Consider the following 21,253-nt stretch of genomic DNA (forward strand, 5'->3'; position numbering starts at 1 on the left):
AGAAAGCAATATGCCCTATCACTCGGCCATCCATTTCTGCGACCAGCGATACCGTAAGAGCTTTGGCGGCACGTAGCGCCTCGATGATGAACTGCTCCGTGTGGTTGCTGATCTCCAAGGTCTTGAACGCTGCGATAGTCACCTCAGTTATCGCACAAACATCGTCATGCGTCTCGTTCCTGATAACGATCTTTGGATTCATGGTCTCATATTCCTCTTTCTTGCAGGCCAACGGCGGCGGATGAGCCGCGAGCATCGCAAGTCTGAGAAAGCGCGATAGCGGTCTCTCAGACTGAGAAGCGGAGTCGGCTCCATTGCCATTGATAGGCGGAGCGTGAGCGTAGCCGGTCAATGGCAATGGCGAAGCATTCGCCGCCGATAGGCTGACCGTGAGTGGAGATCAAGGTCAGCTTATCACGAAGATCAGCCAGCGGCCGCTTTATGGCCGATTGGCTGGATTGTCTTGTTAGATGTCCTAAATCTTGTCATTAATATATGCCTCTACCAGTTTTGAGCACACGTCTTTTAACACCATAAGACTCCTGTCTTCCCCAAATTCTATAGGCATATTTTTCTTTTTCATTTCCTTTATCATAGCAACTATGTTCTTATTTATTTTTCTATGGCCATCAAAGTAAGAGTAAATGCCACCATTATGAGCAGTGCAATCGCGCCAATCAATCCACATCTGTAGCAGATCGTTAAATGAGAACCGTCGTTCACCTAGTTCAAGTTGGACGATCTTTTCAACGTCTTGAGGTAGATATAATTCTGTAATGAGATCCTTGATGGTCTTTAGGTCCTTTTTCCCTCTCTTAACATTCGAAATCGATTCAATTATTGACCATAACCGGAAGTAAGAAATGTCTAAGTCGACTTCGGCGCAAGCGGAGCTAAACTTGCTCATGATTTCTGTTTTGAACTTTGACGATTCAGAGTTGCAGTAGAGTAAGTTCCATATTTTCGGGTTCTCATTAGCCACTGAACCGCCAACCAGATTTCCACGGTAATAGCTATTTAAATTCATATAATAAACATCTTTAAGGCCATCCTTTTGCTTCAGGTATATTCCTCCTAACAGCTTCGGGTAGGCACCCCTGGTAATAGAAAGTATACCGAAAACTCGTTTAATGTAAGGAAGCAGTGGCAGGATAAGTTCTTTATCATCACGGTATATCCGCCTGAAACTGACACAAAAAATAGGTGATAGACGATCCTTCTGCGTGAATATCCCATTCGCGATATCATCGAATGGTACATGCCTTAATCCTTGGTAAAGCATTGCTTCTTTAATACTTGATGATAAGTCGATAACACCTGACAAAGACAACGGGTAAAGTTCGGCAGGTCCAATTCTGGCACAGCCAGTTAACAGGCAGTCTGAACAGACAAAATGTGCCTCAGCGTACCTCATATTCTTTAAATCATCCTTATTTCCAATTGAAACGCTCTTTTCCCAGTTCGTTTCTTCCTGTAGTACCAAATCCGCAGGAGCTTCAGTTATCCTCCCTTCATCAAGAAGCACGTCGTTCGCGGTGTAATCAAATGGGTTTGTGGCCGCTAGAAAATGACGAGAGCCTCTATCTTCAAGGAAAAGTAGTGTTAAAATGCGGTATATCCCGTTTGGGATGATAGGTGGAGACTCGAGATAAATATAAAGGAAGTCTTTCAGCTCAAAACAACCATTTTGCCATGAATGAACAATCAGAGGCTCACCGCTTATCTTGTGAAATAGCACTTTGCAGTTGCCTTTTTTTATACCTACGGGCCAATTGTCAAATGCTTTGGGGAAATGGAATAGTTCAATCATATTTTCTCATCTAACGCCGCGCATCACCGGCAGCAAAAAGCAGAGCAAGGAACGAGCGGCGCTTTTTGCTGTCCGAGTGCATGCGTTTGTTAGCTGTTGCCACATTTGATCGATGACAAATCACCCTTACCAATAATGATATCAGCAACTGCAAAAAACTCCGTGACATACTCCCACCCTGCTGTAAGGGCATCAAGCCCTCTATGGAATGTGAACGCCGTTGCGGACTTGGCCTCTGGATTGTCCGGAATTCGTACTATCAAGCTCCAAAACAAGTTCATTTGCTTTTCAAACATACACCAGGAGGATGATCCAATATCTACGTTATGCTGAATACAGTGGCGAATAGCTTTTGCTGGCTCATAACAGAGTTTACTACTGCGGTGAATGCGCTCTTTAATTTCAGGTGGAAACGTGCATTTATTGATGGTCAACTCAAAGTTCCGCGGCGTACCTTTGCCTGATTCGTATTTTTCCCAAATTGGATATCTAATGTATTCGTAACCCCTAACCACGGCGGTTACAAGAGCTTCAAATTCATAAAATAGATCCTCAAAAACTGTCACAACCTTTTTGTCTTTTGTCCAAGGAGGATTCTCGCCGTTAGCCATTTTGCCTGGCCACCGTTTAACATGGTTGGTGCATTTTTCTACATATAAGCGCGCGAGCGCCGTGCAATGGTACAACATGGTTCCCATCACAAAGTGCAACGGCCGCGGCATATCCAGTTCGCTTCGGTAAATACTGAGTAGCCGCCCTTGCGTTGCTGGCAAAAGGAGCGACATTCTAGTGTTTCCACATGGTCCTTCCGCGAGTACGGGTCTCACCTGCATAGTGTTAAGAAGTGCATCAGGTACCGATGCCGCAATGGGAGTTTCGCTAGTAATATGAAGCCATTCTCCTGTCTCGCTCTTCTTTATACAAATTCCGCGTTCAAATGCAACCGTGTCGAATTGATCTAAGGAAAATGTATTTGTCATGACCATAGCAGCTAACATAAAGCTAAAGGGAAACGTGGACCGAACCGACGCAGTTCAATCTATTACCCATATTTGGCAGGTGAAAAGATCAAGGTCACCCGGAAATCTTAACGCCACGTTCTCCCTTTCAGCGACTGGTTAGACCCGTTTCACGAATTCATCTGGCTTTAATCCAAAATATGCAGCTTTATCTATAATAGCCTGGTAAAATCGATCACAGTGACCAGGTCCGACAAAGCTTTTTCTGATAATTCTGAGTTCTTTTACTTTACTGTTATCAACACATGAATCATCTAGTGTCGCTTGATAAGCATGCAACAATTCATGATACAATTCGAGCTGCGTGGATGACCAGTCTGCATTGTCGAAATTATCGTTTATATTATGGCTCATAACTCGCAATATTATCTTGTTTCTTTTTTCGTCATATACACTTGCCGTTTCAATGTCATCATCTTTTGGAAATTCAATTTCAAGGGTAGGGGCATTTTGGGGGAACCAATTTTTTGTTATTTTGTCAAATTCGTCTTTTATCAATTTTGTGATGTTGTTCATTGTTGTTTCCCCCTTAGGGTCTAACGTGCTGATCACCGGCGGCTGTAAGCCGTCCGGTAGATTTGCGGGTTGGGTATGGATTTAGCAAAATTATTCTCTCACCACATATTATGCCAAGCAGATTTTCCACCCATATCATTTTCGAAATAATCAGCTATATTTAAATAGTGATCTATACCATATTTGGCACCGCTTAATTCATGCGTCAAACCTACCCGTGAACAGACAGTGTGGATAAGATGAATCATTAGCCAACCAAATCGCCTATTAGTATCCCAAAATGACATTTTATGACGAGGATCTGATTCATTCTTCTTTTTCCATTGCGAAATTACATCCTCCCCCTGATCGATCTTAAAATACCCATCATGTAAAAGGCCTACTGAACAACCGGCAACGATTACCCTTGGTAAAACAGCACATAGGAGATCATTGCCTACAGCGGGATTCTTTCTTAATTCGAACCACTTGTCTATGAAATTAGCTAAAGCCTTTTTTCGTAGTTTTGTATTAAAGCCGTATATGTAAGTTGCGGGGATGAATTCAAAACACACTTTTTGCAGAGCAACTTTAGGTGGTGCACCGTTCTTAATAAGATTCTTGGTTCTTGTTTCCAACGGGGATTGATCCTCAAGTCCAGGAGTCAACTGTATAAGAGACATTGAGTTTTCTAAAGCTTCATGAAGAGATTTGCCTGTGATAGTCGATTTTACTTCTATTGTGGCAATAACCCCTTCAAGCGGATAAATACCAATACCCGGTTCAATTTCAAAAACAGGGAACCTGCTATCGTAGATTATGATATCAATTTGTCGAGACTTTTTCCCTTTCGCATCAAATACCTTTCCGGAACCGAAGTGCACAACTGGTGGAAGGATAGTTTTGAGAACTCTCTTTATTATAAATTCACGAGCCGATCCTACCAAGACAGAGTGCTCAAATAAACCAACTTGATCAGCTTCATGGGCCAAATTGATTTCACACTGGTCAAACCAGTTTTGAACAACATCAGATCCTCTTTCAAAACCTTTTTCTTTCATTTAAACAGCTCCAGCTTTTATAGTGCTTATCGCTACCCAACGCCGTGCTCTCCTGCCGGGTGGCGCGGAGCGGCAGCCCGGTCAGGAGCAGCAGTGATTAGGTTACATGTCCTTACTCATATGCTCAAGAGACGTGATTCTTGTCATCAGTAATTTGATCTTCGCTGAAGAGTGGGAGTCCAGCTTACGTTCAATGAAGTCCACTAAACCCGGGATGTCGGAATCTCTTGGGACGAAGATGTATCGAACGTCGTCCGGAGAGAACTCAAGTTTCCCGTGTATCTCCGCTTGAGCATTCCACTTCTGACGCGTAAGGGCATCATCGTACTGGTCCCTTTTGAGGTAAGGTTCAATTCCCCCATCTTGAGCAATGTATCGCCATTCGTTTTCAAGGTAGAATTCCTTCCGTTTGGGTTTGTCTTTCACCATCATCGTGCCGACGATTGGTTTCACGAAGGCAGCAATGTGCCGCATACTGTTGATGTAGTCGTCCTCACCGAGGTCTTTTCTCAGTTTAACAGCGCCACGGAAGGAAGTGCGGATGCTTTCTGTCAGTGGCGACGTTTCAGAAACGTACAGGATCGGGTTAAGACCTTTCTCCAACCCCTATTGACGAGACATGCCGATGCCATATTCGCCGTAGAATGCAACATGCTCGGCGATCCGTCCTATTGGTATGTCGCAGAATGAAACCAAAGGGAAGGCGATGAAGGAGTCAGGATCCCTGGTCCGCCACGACATGTCCTCACGGCAGTAATAGGGATAGAAGCAATTCAAGAGAATGCTTTTAAGGGTTTTCAGGCTCTTCGTAAAATGGAATAGGGTTGTCGCTTTTGGTGCTGCCATCGTCTGCCTCCCACAAAAAGCTCACGAGGAACATAAGCAAGCTGGTGGAACGCCTCGTTAGGCGGTCACTATGATGTTTACGGCCAAAGAGGCCAACAATATTGTCTACTTATCCGCAAAGAAAAGTTTGCTGTCGCCAAGTTTCCCTATGCCAATTGGTGCCAATCAGCTGAGATGCACCTGCATTCCATTTCGGCGAAGCGATCCCTTGGACACCAGTTCTTTGATCACATCGCGGATAATGTCCGCACTCTCGCCGCCGAGACGTTCAATGCCGAAAAGTCTTGCAATTGCCATCGGTAGATATTCCTCGACAACACCGAACTGATCCTCTACGAAATATAGCACTGCAAGCGATAGTTCACTTGGAGCAATGTACTCAATGGGACGCCTCACCTTTTCTGTCGGTAAACGGAATGATTTAATTTGCCCATCAGGTGAGTAATAAAAAGATGGCTTGGCATTGTGTATAATTGCGTGATTTTTCTCAGCGGACCGAAGCGCTTGTTTGATATTCGACTGAACATTCGATCCGGCCTTTGCTACACAATGAATTTCTTTCAGGCGCTTTACCAGAAAATCGTGATGGATTGGCCCCTCGATATTCACAAGGTCAATGATGGTATTTGAGAGTTCATCGCAGCACGATTCCTTGAGAAGAGCATCGCGGCTCAGTGTCTGTGATGGATTGAAAAGTACATAGGGCACACCTGGTTTATGCAGCCGTGTATCCTCCCTCTCAGATTTGGCTTTGCCGGACCGCTGAGGAGGTACCATTGTGATTGGGTCGGGATCGGGGGGTGGCACGTACACCGGACGCTCCACAGGTGCTTGTTGCGCTTGCTCGATACTCCTCAGTATACCGGCAACCGCTCGTTCTCGATCATGAAACCACTCTGTTGACCAAACACGATGGATACGCCAACCCATGCGCTGGAGAACCAACTGCCGGAGCAAATCACGGTCTCTGGCAGTCCGTGAACTATGGTAGGTAACGCCATCACACTCAACGCCGAGAATGTAGCGTCGCTCGTCGCGATGGTCACGCACAGCCAAGTCGATACGGTAGCTGCTTGCGCCGACCTGCATGTCCACCTTAAGGCCGCGATCGACCAGTGCGGCGCGCACCGCCTCCTCGAACTCATTCGTTTCGGCGATTGTTTTGACGGGAGTCTCCGACGGCAGCTCACCACTCCGTTCCATGAATTCCAAAAAACTCCGGAGGGATAGGGCACCTCGATTATTCGGATTGACTCCACTGAGATCTTGCGCCCGTAAGCTTGAAACCAGAATGCACATCCATTTGGCACGAGTGATGAGGACATTCAAACGGCGCCATCCGCCATCGGTGTTTATTGGCCCGAAATTCATGCTGAGACCACCAGCATTATCCCGGCCATACCCGACACTGATGATTATGGTATCCCGTTCATCGCCTTGGACGTTCTCCAGCGATTTGACGAACACGCCCTCGTGGCGGCCCTTGTCAAAAAATGATGATAGGTTTGGCCGTTGGAGCAACGCCTCTTCAATCGCGTCCTCAATTGCCTCCTTTTGGCTTAAGTTGAGAGCCACGATCCCAAGTGAACGTTCCGGATAGCGTACGAAATGCTCCAATGCCAATCGAGCAACCGATCGAGATTCAATCCGGTTTGTACGGCTGCGGCCACGATCGTAAACGCCATCCTTAATGTACTCGAAGCGAACGCCCTGTCCTGCCGCACTCGTATTAGCTGACGGAAATGTGATGAGCTTATTGTCGTAAAAAAAGTGGTTTGAAAACTTAATGAGTCGCTCATCATGACTTCGATAATGCCACCGGAGATACGATTCATGGAATACCGGTACAACTGCTATGCAATCATCAAGAAGGGACTCTAAGGGAATCTGCCCTTCAGTCTCATCGTCGTCGTCCTCTTCCTCAGGTATGAGTGATGCTTCGAAAAACGACGTCGGCGGCAGTTGATTGGGATCGCCAGCCACAACAACTTGCGCAGCCCTCAGAATGGCTGGAATGGCCTCAGCTGTTGGCATTTGGGATGCTTCATCGAAGACCACAAGATCAAAATGGAACACGTCAGGTTTCAGGTAGGTTGATACTGAAATGGGGCTCATCAGAAGGCACGGTTTTAAGGTTTGCAGAACGTGTGGGATTTCCGCAAAAAGCTTTCGTAGTGGCTTAATCCTTTTCCGCTTCTGCAATTCGCGGCGAAGGATGCCGACTTCACTTGCGCTCTCAGGAATGTCCTCCGAGGCACGAACACGTGCAGAGTTGGAGGAAGCAGTCCTTTGCGCCTGGGCTATTGCAAGTCGTCGGACTCTTTCGTCTAAAATTCTATACTTGTTGATAAGATCGTGTCCTTTGGCCGCAGTAAATCCCGAAAGTGATTGGCTGTGCTCTATCACACCGCTAATCCATAGATTGAGGAAGCGGCGCTTGAAAATGTGTGGTGCATTACCCGCGCTAACCGAGCAAAAACTTTCCAAAAAAGTGGATAAGCGGCACGTTGCGCAGCATTTCAGTGCCCGATCAAGCAGCACCCACTCGCGCATCTTCGGCGTAGATGAAAGAAGAGATATGCAACGATTGGCAACTTCAGGCAGAGAAGATCTACTCGCAAGTTCTCCCCGAACGAACCCTTGTGGCCAATCATCATTTAATCGTTTTATTGACGCTGGCAGAGCATTATCTGCGGATGGAATCAATAGAAGAATTTCTTTAGCGGCTCTTCGAAGATCAGCACTCAGGGATAAAATGGGTACTGCATCTTTGCCCGCGGCAGTGAATGCCTGTTTACATAGCCCTGCAACCGTGAAAGAAAGAGAGAAGTCTTTGAAAATGATCGGGCTCGATGCCACGGATGTTTCAAGGTATGAATCGATCCTCACTCGCTGTTCATCGAACCAACTATCTATCTCAGAGGCGCGGCGACACTTCTCGTAAAGAGATTTAATCCATTCTCGTTTGAATTGGACGCCTGTGCAGAGAGACGATTTTGCCTGTTTTCGCCATTTCCAATAGGCCGGTTTGAAAAACGCGTGCCATGTCCCATAGCGATTGTAAATTGGAGAAAGAAGGGTTGCTGCATCCTTAAGCGGCCAAGCGATCGCTTTATGGATTTCAGATAAAAGTGAGTCAATCTCCGTCCTTTTTTCGGCTGCAATTGCGAAGGTCTTTGCCAGACTGGCAAGAGTTTCTTCATTGTGCAGCCACCAGTCCTTCGGAAGTCGCTCAGTTTCTGCAACGGCTGTAAGCGCTGTCCTGAAAAGAACCCATTCGTTGATAGACAAGAATCTGGCACCGGGAATAAGGCTTTCAAGCTGTTCAGCCTGCGGACTTATTTTCTGGTAAAGATCCGCAACGGCCTGTAATGAGGCAATGAGGCTTTCCTGTTCGACAAGCCCAAATCGCTCGGGTGAAAACCCCTTCCATGGATGGGTTGTCCTTTGGTCAAAGACCTCTGAGTTCACTGCGAGTTCTTCGAGAGCCTGGATACACTGATCAACATCATTCTGAGTTGCGTCGAGTGGATTGGGCCAAGGTAATGCACCACGGACTTCAGAAACATCTTTAAGATTGGCAAGCTGCGCATTTGCCCGGTACACTGAAAGCCCCAATGGTTGGCTGGGCAAATGGAGTTCCCGTGTATATGTGTTGAGTTCATCACGGACTTTCAATAGCGCCTGGAGTTCTCGATCCAATGCATCTCCATCGTGGCTTGCTTCGGCTTCCAATGTCCGCCGAAGTTCATCGATGATTTTCTGTTTTCCCGCCTTCGTGCTATGAGCTTCCAAGCAAAAACGTTGTAATCCTAGTTCCTTGATCCTCTCATGGACAACATTCAGTGCGGCCATTTTCGCACTAACGAACAACACTTTTTTGTTTTTGCCCAGCGCATTTGCAATAAGATTTGCAATCGTTTGACTTTTTCCAGTACCTGGGGGACCGTGTACAACGACATGATGTCCTAAAGAGGTCAAGGTCAGCGCCTCAAGTTGACTGGAATCAGTTGGCAGCACTGGAATTGGTACAGTTGTAGGTGTCGGCAATGCATCGAGTTCATAGGGTAACGCTTCAGATTTACACATCAATTGTGTAGCTCTGGAAAGTGCGCCAACGACAGGGTGCTTGATGGCAACGTCAACAAGGGCATGAAGATCGCGGTAGATGACCAAGGACTCGAAAGAGAAGGTGCTGAGCCAAACCTCGTCCGTTACCTTCCAGGACTGCCCCGCTACAGTACAACGAATTTGCTGAAGAAGCGTCATCAACGACTGCTGGACCGGATCCTCAGGCAGCTCAGGCAGGTCAATCTTATGACGTTCGCGGAGATAGTACTCAAGTGCCGGGTTAATCTGAGCGTCCTCGTCTGCCATGCAAAGCCTGAGGGGCGCGTCCGGGCCTTTACTCTCAAACTCGCAAGGCGTCATCCAGAGGGGGCTCACCGATTCGCCAAATAGGTCGTCGTTCCACTGAAGCGCGCCAAACGTCAGGTACAAGGTCGTGACGCCGCGTTCCTCTATTGTGGTGCGCGCATTGTTGTGTATGCGTCGGAGCCTTTTTATGAGGTCGATGGGCTTTGCGTCGAGAGTAATATCTCCGGGCTCGATGACAAACTCGGACTCATCGTCAGACGAAATGAGCAACATTTGTTCAGACTGTTTCTTACGTTTGTGGACGAGAGGCATCCGAAGTTGCTTCTCGTCGATCACGAACGTGGAAAAGAGGGCATTCATATCAGGTGTGATCACCTGAAATTTCGCAACACGTGATCGGTTGAGTCCGATCAGGGGATTCGATTTGGTGAGATCGAGCACTCGATCTTGCCATCGCCGCATCTGTGCCTTGACGCGGGCAGCATCAATAGGGCCGAGCATTACGCTAGCCGATGGACCCGCTTTGTCAGCACCGGATTCCGGCGCATGTGCCCGCGTCATGTGATCTGTTGCTGAATTATCGTTTGCCATAGAAAATACATGAACGCTGCCCACATTTGAAAAGTAGTGGGAGGTGTCACCCCATTTTCCTTCCTAAATATCTTAGTAAAAACGCCTCCGGTTTCGAAGTGACTTCAGTGCACTGAAGTCACTTATCGCCATAATATAAAAAACTAATCTACGACGGTACATTCAATTTTCAAGCTAAATATTCTCCGATGTCGTCGCCCTTTTTCAAGGTGGGTAGTCGGTAAAATATGGAGGAAGTGTCCCGTATTTTCTGCTTGATGGATCTACTCCTTTTAATTGGCGTTTGCCAGTTGTAGTTCAACATACTTCCGCGATGCATTCCAATAGAAGAATACTCGGTCAAATCTTGTGCTGTAGTGATGTGTAGAAGCTAACACTGTTAAATCAACACTTGAAGGAATACGTAAATCATCAGCAACGATTAACAACCATAACTCACAGCATTTAGATGAATAACTATCCAGTTTTTGTTCTTTCTTGTCAATTTTTTCTTGAAGTTGTTCCGGTGTAAGCTGGGGAACGAAGCCAATACTTGAGCAGACCCATCTGTTTTCTTTTCCATTCGGATGGTAGTAGACATGAATCATCGCAATTTCTTTCGGAAAATGCTCAGAGTTTTGTCTAGTTCGCTGTAGTGTCATAGGACTACCTGATTCGATAGTGGTTTCCTCGATTATATGAACAACCATTTTGGCAATTCGTTGTACATCTTGCTTGCCCATCTTGCCTCTGGTCTTGAATAAGATCTGAACCAGGAGGGGTTGGCTATGATTTTGTAAATATAGCTGATTCGCCTTATCAACCACCCTCTGCGCCAGGCTATCTTGGGCCTGCATAGATTGGCCATGTGGGTCACCAGGCTGAAACATTTCAGTATGCTCAATGCCGAGATGCTTGTGCGAAGCATGTACAATAAAATCTGGCTTCTCTGTCTTTTCAATTTCACCCTCTGGAAAAAAGAGGCAAACTTCCTTGAAGTGTTCTAGGTGGATTAGCTCACGAGTCTTTTTCATGTTATCCTTTGCTCAATTATAGAAACGCCGATAAGCTGAGCGTGAGCGGAGCTCGCGGTCAGCTTATCGCGGAAATCAGGCGGCGCGTTTCGCGCTCGCCTGGATTGATTGGTTATAAAGGGGATAATTTTTATGAAACGATTGATATTATTTAGCATTATTTTATGTGTAGTAATTCAAATCCTTATTATTGGAAATGTGGAAGCGTCCTTCCAAATAGATGGGTTTAAATTCATAACAAAAACCCGTTTCATGACTTTTGCCAAAAATGTCTTCATATATGACATATCCATAGCAAAGAATTGTGGCTTGGATAAAATCACTTTCGGTCATTATCGATGGGCCAATTACCTCCCCGCAGGAGAAATTCTCCGTACCATCACTTGTTATGATAACTCCCTTCGGAAAAACGATTTCCGATTTACCGCGAACCACCTCCCTGGTCGGATATTCACTTTTTTTAATACTAACTTTAGCACTTACATTACAGAGAATAGCGGGAGTCCTTCCGACATTTTTAATCATACCTTTTATAAGATTAAGATTATTATATCCGCTCAAAGTAAAGCCCAGTTCTCCTTTCGGCCATTCAATAGAATCAATGAACAGATATGCTCGTTCGATGGTTGGCAGAGCATCCGCAGCCTTTTTAGCGGAATTAGCAGATTTCCTTGTATAGAGCCACAAGCCAACATTACAGATAACAAGGGCTCCTGTGAAAATCATCAACCAAAAAGTATATCTGATTATAGGATCATTCTTGACAGCCCCCTCCTGACTATTGCCGTTTTCCTTGTTAGCCTTTTGGGTTTCGGAATTGCTACGCTGGGTGTTTATTTTATTGATTGGGAACACCGTTTTTGGGGCACTATTATTGTTGTCATTGGTATTTATATTGCTATTTGCGTTGGACTTGGAATTGAATTTCCTTGGTTGCACCTGCCCTTTAATGGCTGGTGGAGATGGCTCTTGTGAATAGGAATTTATCCCCGCTAAGAGAAGTAATATCAAGGAAACCAAAATGATGACTTTCTTCATTTTCTTATTCCTTTCTTTTATAACGAAAAAACCAGCCGGAGCGTAGCGATCGGCTGTATTGACCTGGTTAGATGACCTTATTTATTTTCTTTTTCTGCTAATGATACTAATTCTTTAAAGTCGCTCTCTCGAAGAATCTTTATTTGGTAACCCTCAGCTATCAGCTTCTCTGCTTTTCTGTGTTTTGCGTATTTTACTTGACCTGGCGCAAGCTTTCTAACATCTACATCACCAACAACAACAATAGTAGTATTTTTTGTAACCCCAGTGGCAACGGCACAGCCAGTTTTTGCAACCATGTCAGCTGCTTCTCGTTTTGTAACCTCTAGTGTACCAGTAAACACCAACACTTCACCATAGAGAAATCCATCAGGATTTCCTTCTCTTGAAATATTGGAAGTCGAAGGATCAATAGGCTGTTTAACGCGTTTAAGCCACCCATGTAAATCAATTCCTGTCTTTTCGATAGCAGCAAGAAGAATGTGCGCCGCAGCTTTTGCATCCTCAAGGGCATCATGTTGTACAAATTGATACCCTAAAATAGCGCACACTTTTTCAAGGCTGTACCCTCTGTATGCGCACTGCTCCCATGTTCTTTGGGTCACGCGCGCAGAGTCGAGCCACGTACATGTTGGCACACGCAGCTCATACTTTTCACAGGCTTTATGAAGAGCCACTCGGTCAAAGTGGGTGTGACAAACGGCAATGCGATCATCCAGATAGCTGTAGATACGACTTGCGATATCCCGAAGTTTCGGAGCACCTTTTACTGTGCTCTCATCAATTCCGTGGATCGAAACATTGATCTCATCAAAGAAGTCCTCCGGATCAACATAAGTCTTCCATTCTTCCTGAATTGAACCATCCTTGAAGTGCACAAGTCCAACCTGGCAGATGGATGACCTATCCACATTTGCCGTCTCGAAGTCCAGGGCAACGAATTCCATTGTACCTCCTCCTCAACGTCCGTCCTTTTCATTACAACCAAACCGTAATATTTTGCTTTTCTGTGATAGTTTCCTTTTTGAATGCTACTGTCAAAAATTTATGCTCACCATCGTATGTTTTTTCATATTTATCCTTTAGGTAGATCGAGATATTTTTGTCGGGAATGTTTATCGCTTCGGAAAAGTCTTTCGTTTCAAATTCTAAATTCAAGAGAGGGACTTTTACGTCAAAAGAATCATCGTCATAATATTTAAATTCGACCAGAACCAAATGGTCGATCATCTTTTTATCGTTACTTAAATATCCATACCATTTTTTCTGGAATCTACTTTCATCATATGTTTTTAACGGTTTATGGCAGCATGGGCATGCGTTCTTTAGCAGTTTTTCTTTTGATGATTTTTGTTTTGATTGTATTTCTTCTAATTCATCTTTTTCATATTCACGTTTACATCCTGTGCATTTTTTGAACACCACCGCTCACCTCCTTTTCCCGTATCATTTATTGTGCATATCTAACGTCGGTGTTGAGCTGCCGTTTTTGGGAGCGGAAATTGCATTCACGCAATTGTCCGTGCCAAAAACCAAGCGTAGCGCAGCCGCCCCTTGGGGCGGGGTCCGCTCTAACGGCCTTGATAGGCGGAGCGCGAGCGGAGCCAGAAAGGCCGGGAGAGCGGATGCTCAACACCGACGATAGGACAGATGGCCGACGGCCAAGCGCGCATCAGCAAGCGGTCCGTCCTATCAGTGTAATAATTGGAAAATTGTCCGCCATATCACCCCCTATAGGTGGACGGATTGTCCACTTATTATTCTATCATACCATAAAACATGGGAAAACGGTAATATTTCTTTCTACTTATCGCAAATCGCCTGCCATATTCCACTTGTTAAGATAGTAAGACGGTACCCACGGATGTCAAGACCACGGATACCTACACCCATGGAATGGTCCGAGATATCCGTAGCCTGCAAAGCCCCCTCGACCGCATCTGACAACCACCGGTTAATTTCAAAATGATAATCAAAATACATCCGTCATGGTAACAATACATTTTCTAAAGAATCTAACCCTCTATGAGGGCGCCGTGGACTGATTATTGAAACCCCGTTTCTTAAAAAGAGTAGGCTTTTATGTATCTTTTTGCTATTGTGCCGATCAATCATATCACCTTTTCATCGAGGAAACAGTCATGAGTGAATTCATTAAGAAAATGGAAAAATACCCGCCACACATAACCTCTGCGATTTCCATTCTTATTATCGGTGCATTGATAATTGGGATCTGGGGGTTTTTCAGTTATGATAAAGAGGAAAACGAAAGAAACACTAAATTGCAGAGGGATAGATGTTTTGCGGAGGCAGAACGATCATATAATGAATTTCTTGAAAAACATGCAAAACAAAAGGACGGATCATATAGTATGCCCATGAATCAATGGACGTTCATAGAGAACAAAACAAAAGATACGAAGGATGTATGTCTAAAGAAGTACCCAATAACAAAGGATTAACACGCATTTATCATAATGGAGGATCAAGATGACCAAAAAGAAAGCTGTGAAAAAGGTACTCGTTTTACTGGGAAGCCCACGGAAGAAAGGAAATAGTGCTCTATTGGCTGAAAGGATTACCAAAGGAGCGAAATCAGTTGGCGCAAAAGTAGAGACCCTCTTTATGCATGGGATGAATATCGCCCCCTGTAAATCATGCTATGCCTGTCAGAAACCTGATAGCAAAGGATGTTCAATCAATGACGACATGCAGTCTGTCTATAAGCAGTTGAGGGAAGCTGATGCGTGGGTTATCGCCAGTCCTGTCTATTGGTTTACCATGTCTGCACAGACCAAACTATGGATGGATCGCTGTTTCGCTTTGCTGCCGTGCGCCAAGGAAGCATTTGTGGATAAACGGATCGCAATAGCCATGAGTTATGGAGATGTTGATCCGGTTAAATCCGGTTGTGTCAATGCTCTCAGAACGTTTCAGGATGCATTCGGATATGTTCAGGCATGTATTGTCGGAATGGTTTATGGGAGTGCCATGGATGCCGGAGAAATCAAAAATAATGACACCTTAATGAAAGAAGCCGAGGAACTTGGGAAACAGTTGGTCAGTGAATGAACAAGGGCCCAAAGGAAGGAATGAATCGGGATGGAAAAGGTGATGGTTGAAGCACACTTTCTGTAATACTGGTTTTATCCTCGTATATTCCATATATTTTTCTGGTATTGCTTTTTTATAATAAATAAGGCAGTAAACCAGCAATTTCAATTGATAAAAAAGATTTGAAGCCGTTATTAATGTTCGTTCAGTGGTTTTTTCTCTAGGGTGCATTGGTGAATGGAGCAAGAGACTTCTGAACGTGTTAATTAATAAAATCAACTACTAAAAAGGGAGGATGAAGGAATGAACAAAGGAGATCTCATCGATGTGGTCGCTAAAACTACCTGCAGCAAAGCAGAGGCGGGAAAGGCCGTTGATGCCTTTATTGAGGCGGTCAAGAAAGCGCTGAAAAAGGGAGAGAAGGTAACTCTCGTCGGCTTCGGGACGTTCTCCGTCGCGAAAAGGTCTGCCAGAACGGGAAGAAATCCTCAGAACGGAAAACCGATCAAGATTGCAGCCAAAAAAGTCCCTAAGTTCACTGCCGGGAAGGGGTTGAAGGCGGCTGTAGCGAAATAATAATATGTCAGGTAAGGCCCCTGACCCTTGATAACGGGGGGAAATATTCGGCGCCCCCCCGTTATCATTCTTAACAACCCTCGCTTCCATTCATCGTACAGTCCGTTAAAGAAAATCCACCCGATCTCAAAAACAACTATCCTCCTCTCACTGATTTTTCTGAATGAGTTCCATGAGGATCGGAATGAGCTGTTTCTTCCGCGAGAGGATTCCCTTTAAAATATAGACGTTTTCCTCCATCTTCGGGTAGCGGATCTGGCTGATGAAAACCCGGTCCCCCCTGATAAAGAGAACGCTATCAAGTTCCGTGATATCCGTCACCATGATGGCCGTGAAGAGGTTTCCTGTTTTCGCCTGGAGGCGTTCCAGCCCTTCGAGGATCTCATCCTTGCGGTCCATGATTTCTGTGAAGGTGCTCACCTCCACCTGGCTCACGGTGAATGAGTTCTTGCCCTCGCCGAAGTGCTTCATGTCGAGCGAGAGAATATCATCCACGGGCTTAAGGGCCACGAGCGAAGCCGCTCCCATAATGTCCTTCCCGAATGCTTCGATGGGAAGGTCGGTGATGGCCGAAAGGTACTCTGCCGTGTGGCGGTCTGTCTCCGTTGTCGTTGCCGAATGCAGGATCAGCGTGTCCGAGAGGATGCCCGCCAGCAGGATTGACGCAATCTCGTTGCGCATGGGCACCCGGTAGTCCTGGTAAAGCGAGGCGATGATGGTCGAGGTTGACCCCACGGGCTTGTTGATGAAAATAATGGGGTAGTTCGTGTGGACGTTCCCCAGCCGGTGGTGGTCGATAATCTCCTGTATCCGGTAGTTTTCAATCCCGTCGACGGCCTGAGAGTTCTCATTGTGGTCCACCATGATGATCTCGATGTCGGGCTCGCGCATGAGATCACTCTGGGAGAGGATGCCGATGACCTTGTTGTCGCCGTCTACAACCGGGAGAGACCGGGAAACAGACTCCATAAGTTGCGTCTTTATAGTACCGATGTAATCGCCTTCCTTGAGCGGCTTGAGTGCGGTGTCGCCCGTGTGCGCAACCGGCGACGAGTAAAGAGTGAGCCACGATGTGGTCGACGTGTCGTAGGGCGAAATCAGGATGGAAACTCCGTTCTCATCTGCCCGCTTCTTCAACTCCCGGCTGATGGGGCGTCCGCCCGTCACGACAAGGACCCGGGACTTCCTCTCGATTACATACTCCTGCACGTCATGGCGGTTTCCCACAAGGACGATGGTGTTGGGAAGGGGCATAGCGTCGATGTGCTCCTTGAAGGTGTCGAACTCATAGGCCGCCACGACGATCTGGGCCTGGAAGATTGTCTCTCCGTCGAAGATCGTCACGGGCTGTGCTCCAAGGGTTTTCACCATATGGGCCACGGAGGTGGGAAAGACGCCCTTTCGATTGGGGTCGATCTTTTTAAGCATGTTCTGGGCGAAGGCGTTGAAATGCAGTATGGAATGAAGCCGCCCTTCGCCGTCCACGATGGGGAGCATCTTGTAGTTTCCTTTGTTCAGGGTTTCCAGTGCATGCCACAGCGGCATGTCATGGGGAACCGTCGTGGGCAGATAGCTCATGTAGTTTCTCACCTTCGGGATGAGTTCGCTCACGAACTCCGGTGAAGGCACATTGAACCGCTCCAGGATGTACTCCGTCTGGAGATTCACCTTCCCGCACCGGGCAGCGAAGCAATTTGCATACCCCAGGGTCTGTTTCAATTCTGCATAGGCGATTGCCGAGACGATCGAATCCGTATCGGGGTTTTTATGACCAAAAATTATGATCTTTTTTTCTCTTTCCATAGGTCACCTGTCATCCGGAGATAAAATCTTCAGGCATCATAATACTTATTTATGCTTAATAAATTCAAGTGGATCTTTTTTGAAGCTCTCACATTCAGATCAACTCATCCAATGGGGTCGATCAGCCATCCAAACCCTTACGGTTTCGTGTATCCAGTCCTTGAGTTTGCTGACTATATAAAATCTTGGGAAAAGGAGATTTTCCTCCGGAAGGATCAACCCGTCGTCGACGGCGGTGTTCGCCAATGCCGTATGGGGATAGATACGGATACCAATAGTGATTTTTAATAGATCCAGGTTTAGCGAATCAGCAAAGGCAAGGCTTTGTTCAACCGACGCTCTTGTTTCACCGGGTCCCCCCAACAGCAAAAATCCCATCCGTTTGATTCCGAAGTCCTTAAGTATTTCTGATGTCTGGCGAACGGCATCAGGGGTATACTTCTTATTCATAGTGCGCAGAATTCGCTCAGAACCGCTTTCAAATCCCAGACTTACCTCCGTGCAGCCGGCTCTTGCCAACAGGTGAATAAATTCTTTATCAAACTTCCCGGGGTAAAAGATGCACCTCCAGGATATTTTCAATCCGCTTTCTATAAGGTTACGGCAAAATTCCTTGGCGTAGGGCAGAGGAATATTGAAGGTATTATCGACGAAATAAAACCTCTGGAATCCGGCATCGGCATGGCGGGCAATCTCCTCAATGACATTTTCCGGGCGTCGTTTCCTGATAGAGTAGCCTTCGATAGTCGCTGTAGAACAATAACTGCAGTTCATGGGGCAGCCGCGTCTCGTCTGAACCGGCATCCAGCGTTCCTGATCACCGGTATAAGAAAGAGAAGAAATATGAGCATCGGGGAGAGGCAATGTATCCAGGTTTTTCACAAACTCCCGTTTTCCCTGAAGGCCGAGACCCCGCAGATAAAGGCCGGGTGTACCCGTAAGGTCGGCGCCTTGTTCGATCCTATCCAAAAGGATGGGGAATGCCATCTCTCCCTCTCCCTGTATTCCCATATCGGCTTCCAGATAATTCAAGGCGCTTTCCGGGAAGATGCTGTAACCTGCTCCGCCTAAAATGATAGGGGCGCCTGAACTGCTCCGACAATCGTTTACAACTCTTTTCACCTGCTCTAAGAGAAATATCGGGTTTTCCATATTCTGGTCATCGATGTTTCTCACAGAGATACCTATTATCTCGGGATGGAAAGCAACAATCGCGTCCCTGATGGACAACCGGTTATCTTTTTCGGTCATAAGATCTATCATTTTTACATCATGTCCTGCGTTCCGTACCGCACCTGCGACACAATGCAATCCCATGGGTAACGGAAGAATATTGATCTGTTCAGTATTTGCGGATATGAGGAGAACTCTCATTTGACCACCCTCCCACCATCATTCCATCTTTATAATAGTAACATACATTTAATTCAACATCTCAATGTATAGAGACCTTTGAATTTCTCATTGAATCCTTCCTTCGTCATTCCGGGCTTGACCCGGAATCCAGTCATTTCGCATAGTGCTGGATTCCGGCTTCCGCCGGAATGACGTGAGGAGTGTGTTTTTCAAAGGTCTCGTATAGTGATTTTTATTTATTAATCTCCATAATTTCATACGTGCGGTAACGGCTGTTCCTGTGCTGGAAATATTTCTATACAAAAAATCCGAAGAACTCTATGTAAAAATATGGTAAAAGCTCAGTGGGAGGTCAATTCGCAATCGTGGACAGTGCAGGTGCCGCCTCATTTTTGAGGCGGCACAGGAAAGGGTAAGTGTTTGATAGTTCCGGCATCGGATGGCGGCAGTACGAAGGATCGGTCAATTTAAAATAATAGAGAGCAAAAAAAAGGGGGAAAGAAAGTATGGCAGATCTTTGGAAAGCTTTAACGGAAGAGGAGAAGGCAAGATACTATACCTTGAATAAAGAAAATGTCGAATTCCTGATGAATCGATACAACAGGGTTAACCGGTGGGTCATTGCGGACATGATCCGACGCAGCAGATACCATTATCCTGACAAGAAGGCCCTGATCTTTCAGGATAAAACACTCACCTATGCCCAGCTTGAAGCTGAATGCAACCAGGTAGCCAATGCGCTGTCAGACCTCGGAGTAAAAAAGTACGATCGTGTTGCCATTCTGGCTCATAACACGATTCACCACGTCTTGACCTGGCTTGGATGCGCCAAAATAGGTGCGATCTACCTGGCGATTAATTATCTTTTAAGGGGCAAGGATATCTCCTACTGTATAAACCACTCTGAAAGTAACGTCTTTATCGTTGAGGATACCCTCTATGATCTGGTAAAAGATGTCCTCAATGATATGCCCACCGTGAAAACCTGGATCTGGTCCAGTCAGGGTGCCGGGAAGCCTCCTGTGAGTGATCAATTTAAGGATTTTGATGCCTGGTATAAAAAATTTCCTGATGATGAACCTGATGTACTCCTTCATATAGAGGACCCGGTGCAAATGACCTATACGAGTGGCACAGAGACACTGCCAAAGGGCGTTATCATCAGCAATCAAGCCCTGATGGCCCAGTATATGGGAGCTATTATTGACGGACAGTACGACGAAGATGACATTTCTATTAACGCCCTTCCCATATATCACTGTGCACAGCGTGATGTGTTTTTAAACCCGATTTTCTGGGTCGGCGGAACCAATGTATTGCTTGTTCCCGATATCAGTCAGATTCTCAAAAATATCGCCGACTATAAAGCAACGCTCTTCTTTGCGCCGCCGACCGTCTGGATAGGAATGCTCAGGCATCCCGATTTTAATAAGTATGACCTCTCCAGTCTCAAAAAATGTTACTACGGCGCATCGATAATGCCGGTGGAGGTGTTGAAAGAACTCATCGAAAGATTACCGGGGACGAAAATCTACAATTATTATGGTCAAACGGAACTTGCTCCCTATCATACAATTCTCAAGGCAAAAGATGCATTACAAAAGCTCGGCTCCGCCGGAATGGGCGGGTTGAACATGGAAACAAGACTGGAAGATGATAATTATAAACCCGTTGATCAACAGGGTATTCCCGGGGAGATCTGCGGGAAGGGTCCCCATGCTTTGGCTATGTATTTCAAGGATCCGGAGAAAACGGAAGAGGCTATGAAGGGAGGATGGTTCCATTCCGGCGATGTCGGTGTTATGGATGAGGATAGATATATAACCGTTGCCGATCGGAAGAAAGACATGATTAAGACAGGCGGCGAAAATGTCCCGACCCGTGAAGTGGAAGAGGCCATATACCTGGATAAAAGAGTTCAGGAGGTTGCCGTCATCGGTTTACCGCATCCGAAGTGGGTTGAGGCGGTAACGGCGGTGATCGTTCCCAAAAAGGGTGAGATAATTACGGAGGAAGAGATCATGGCGCACTGCCGGAAGGAACTTGCTACATTTAAATGTCCGAAAGCCGTAATCTTTCTCGATGCCCTCCCCAAGACACCAACAGGAAAGATTCTGAAGAGGGAAATGCGCGTGATGTATAAAGAAATATTTGCAGGTAAATAATAAATGGGACGAGGAAAAGCAGGTTTCTTCCCATAACGGGGGCAGGTCC

16 protein-coding genes and 1 pseudogene are annotated in these 21,253 nt (G+C 46.0%); 4 read left to right on the top strand and 13 right to left on the bottom strand.

Going from position 1 to position 21,253, the window contains the following annotated elements; translation table 11 throughout:
• The 11 genes and pseudogenes from NTW12_15505 to NTW12_15555 form a co-directional block, all read right to left on the bottom strand.
• Window positions 1-202: GNAT family N-acetyltransferase (locus NTW12_15505; protein MCX5847737.1), on the bottom strand; the 202-nt coding region annotated here is incomplete at its 3' end.
• A gap of 273 nt (window positions 203-475) precedes the next feature.
• On the bottom strand, window positions 476-1,810 hold the full coding sequence (locus NTW12_15510; GenBank protein ID MCX5847738.1) for a hypothetical protein: 1,335 nt from the start codon (window positions 1,808-1,810) through the stop codon (window positions 476-478).
• An 89-nt stretch (window positions 1,811-1,899) separates the two neighbouring features.
• On the bottom strand, window positions 1,900-2,421 hold the full coding sequence (locus NTW12_15515; GenBank protein MCX5847739.1) for a hypothetical protein: 522 nt from the start codon (window positions 2,419-2,421) through the stop codon (window positions 1,900-1,902).
• A gap of 507 nt (window positions 2,422-2,928) precedes the next feature.
• Window positions 2,929-3,345: a hypothetical protein gene (locus NTW12_15520; GenBank protein MCX5847740.1), complete on the bottom strand. Its 417-nt coding sequence runs from the start codon at window positions 3,343-3,345 to the stop codon at window positions 2,929-2,931.
• A 98-nt stretch (window positions 3,346-3,443) separates the two neighbouring features.
• On the bottom strand, window positions 3,444-4,385 hold the full coding sequence (locus NTW12_15525) for a hypothetical protein (protein MCX5847741.1): 942 nt from the start codon (window positions 4,383-4,385) through the stop codon (window positions 3,444-3,446).
• A gap of 102 nt (window positions 4,386-4,487) precedes the next feature.
• Window positions 4,488-5,231, bottom strand: a pseudogene (locus NTW12_15530) (abortive infection system antitoxin AbiGi family protein).
• A gap of 165 nt (window positions 5,232-5,396) precedes the next feature.
• Window positions 5,397-9,407, bottom strand: coding sequence for a DUF3320 domain-containing protein (locus tag NTW12_15535; GenBank protein MCX5847742.1), 4,011 nt, complete (start codon window positions 9,405-9,407; stop codon window positions 5,397-5,399).
• Between the two features lie 1,064 nt (window positions 9,408-10,471).
• Entirely contained in the window at window positions 10,472-11,212 is a 741-nt protein-coding gene (locus NTW12_15540; GenBank protein MCX5847743.1) for a hypothetical protein, read from the bottom strand.
• Between the two features lie 162 nt (window positions 11,213-11,374).
• The gene (locus tag NTW12_15545; GenBank protein MCX5847744.1) at window positions 11,375-12,250 is read right to left on the bottom strand and encodes a hypothetical protein; all 876 of its coding nucleotides are present in this window, start codon (window positions 12,248-12,250) and stop codon (window positions 11,375-11,377) included.
• A 77-nt stretch (window positions 12,251-12,327) separates the two neighbouring features.
• On the bottom strand, window positions 12,328-13,197 hold the full coding sequence (locus NTW12_15550; GenBank protein MCX5847745.1) for an exonuclease domain-containing protein: 870 nt from the start codon (window positions 13,195-13,197) through the stop codon (window positions 12,328-12,330).
• Between the two features lie 31 nt (window positions 13,198-13,228).
• On the bottom strand, window positions 13,229-13,675 hold the full coding sequence (locus tag NTW12_15555; protein ID MCX5847746.1) for a hypothetical protein: 447 nt from the start codon (window positions 13,673-13,675) through the stop codon (window positions 13,229-13,231).
• A gap of 716 nt (window positions 13,676-14,391) precedes the next feature.
• Here NTW12_15555 and NTW12_15560 point away from each other — a divergent pair.
• The 3 genes from NTW12_15560 to NTW12_15570 all read left to right on the top strand — a co-directional run bounded on the left by NTW12_15560 (window position 14,392) and on the right by NTW12_15570 (window position 15,880).
• Entirely contained in the window at window positions 14,392-14,712 is a 321-nt protein-coding gene (locus tag NTW12_15560; protein MCX5847747.1) for a hypothetical protein, read from the top strand.
• A 28-nt stretch (window positions 14,713-14,740) separates the two neighbouring features.
• Window positions 14,741-15,322 carry a flavodoxin family protein gene (locus tag NTW12_15565; protein ID MCX5847748.1) on the top strand — a complete coding sequence of 194 codons (582 nt, stop codon included), beginning with the start codon at window positions 14,741-14,743 and terminating at the stop codon, window positions 15,320-15,322.
• 285 nt (window positions 15,323-15,607) lie between these two features.
• Entirely contained in the window at window positions 15,608-15,880 is a 273-nt protein-coding gene (locus tag NTW12_15570; protein ID MCX5847749.1) for an HU family DNA-binding protein, read from the top strand.
• 147 nt (window positions 15,881-16,027) lie between these two features.
• Here the strand turns inward: NTW12_15570 and NTW12_15575 are convergent, their stop codons facing one another.
• Both NTW12_15575 and NTW12_15580 read right to left on the bottom strand, forming a co-directional pair.
• Complete coding sequence (locus NTW12_15575; protein MCX5847750.1) at window positions 16,028-17,683, bottom strand: putative manganese-dependent inorganic diphosphatase; 1,656 nt, start codon at window positions 17,681-17,683, stop codon at window positions 16,028-16,030.
• Between the two features lie 99 nt (window positions 17,684-17,782).
• Entirely contained in the window at window positions 17,783-19,057 is a 1,275-nt protein-coding gene (locus NTW12_15580; GenBank protein ID MCX5847751.1) for a radical SAM protein, read from the bottom strand.
• A 488-nt stretch (window positions 19,058-19,545) separates the two neighbouring features.
• On the opposite strand from NTW12_15580, the gene NTW12_15585 reads away from it, so the two are divergent.
• Entirely contained in the window at window positions 19,546-21,204 is a 1,659-nt protein-coding gene (locus NTW12_15585; GenBank protein ID MCX5847752.1) for an acyl-CoA synthetase, read from the top strand.
• Window positions 21,205-21,253 lie beyond the last annotated feature (49 nt).

It is taken from the genome of Deltaproteobacteria bacterium (assembly GCA_026388545.1).
In the GTDB taxonomy this organism is placed as follows: Bacteria; Desulfobacterota; Syntrophia; order Syntrophales; family UBA2185; genus JAPLJS01.

Excerpts from the sequence above, each read along its gene's own strand:
- NTW12_15510 (MCX5847738.1), bottom strand. The coding sequence starts at position 1,810 with ATGATTGAACTATTCCATTTCCCCAAAGCATTTGACAATTGGCCCGTA.
- NTW12_15515 (MCX5847739.1), bottom strand. The coding sequence starts at position 2,421 with ATGGCTAACGGCGAGAATCCTCCTTGGACAAAAGACAAAAAGGTTGTG.
- NTW12_15520 (MCX5847740.1), bottom strand. The coding sequence starts at position 3,345 with ATGAACAACATCACAAAATTGATAAAAGACGAATTTGACAAAATAACA.
- NTW12_15525 (MCX5847741.1), bottom strand. The coding sequence starts at position 4,385 with ATGAAAGAAAAAGGTTTTGAAAGAGGATCTGATGTTGTTCAAAACTGG.
- NTW12_15540 (MCX5847743.1), bottom strand. The coding sequence starts at position 11,212 with ATGAAAAAGACTCGTGAGCTAATCCACCTAGAACACTTCAAGGAAGTT.
- NTW12_15545 (MCX5847744.1), bottom strand. The coding sequence starts at position 12,250 with ATGAAGAAAGTCATCATTTTGGTTTCCTTGATATTACTTCTCTTAGCG.
- NTW12_15550 (MCX5847745.1), bottom strand. The coding sequence starts at position 13,197 with ATGGAATTCGTTGCCCTGGACTTCGAGACGGCAAATGTGGATAGGTCA.
- NTW12_15560 (MCX5847747.1), top strand. The coding sequence starts at position 14,392 with ATGAGTGAATTCATTAAGAAAATGGAAAAATACCCGCCACACATAACC.
- NTW12_15565 (MCX5847748.1), top strand. The coding sequence starts at position 14,741 with ATGACCAAAAAGAAAGCTGTGAAAAAGGTACTCGTTTTACTGGGAAGC.
- NTW12_15570 (MCX5847749.1), top strand. The coding sequence starts at position 15,608 with ATGAACAAAGGAGATCTCATCGATGTGGTCGCTAAAACTACCTGCAGC.
- NTW12_15575 (MCX5847750.1), bottom strand. The coding sequence starts at position 17,683 with ATGGAAAGAGAAAAAAAGATCATAATTTTTGGTCATAAAAACCCCGAT.
- NTW12_15580 (MCX5847751.1), bottom strand. The coding sequence starts at position 19,057 with ATGAGAGTTCTCCTCATATCCGCAAATACTGAACAGATCAATATTCTT.
- NTW12_15585 (MCX5847752.1), top strand. The coding sequence starts at position 19,546 with ATGGCAGATCTTTGGAAAGCTTTAACGGAAGAGGAGAAGGCAAGATAC.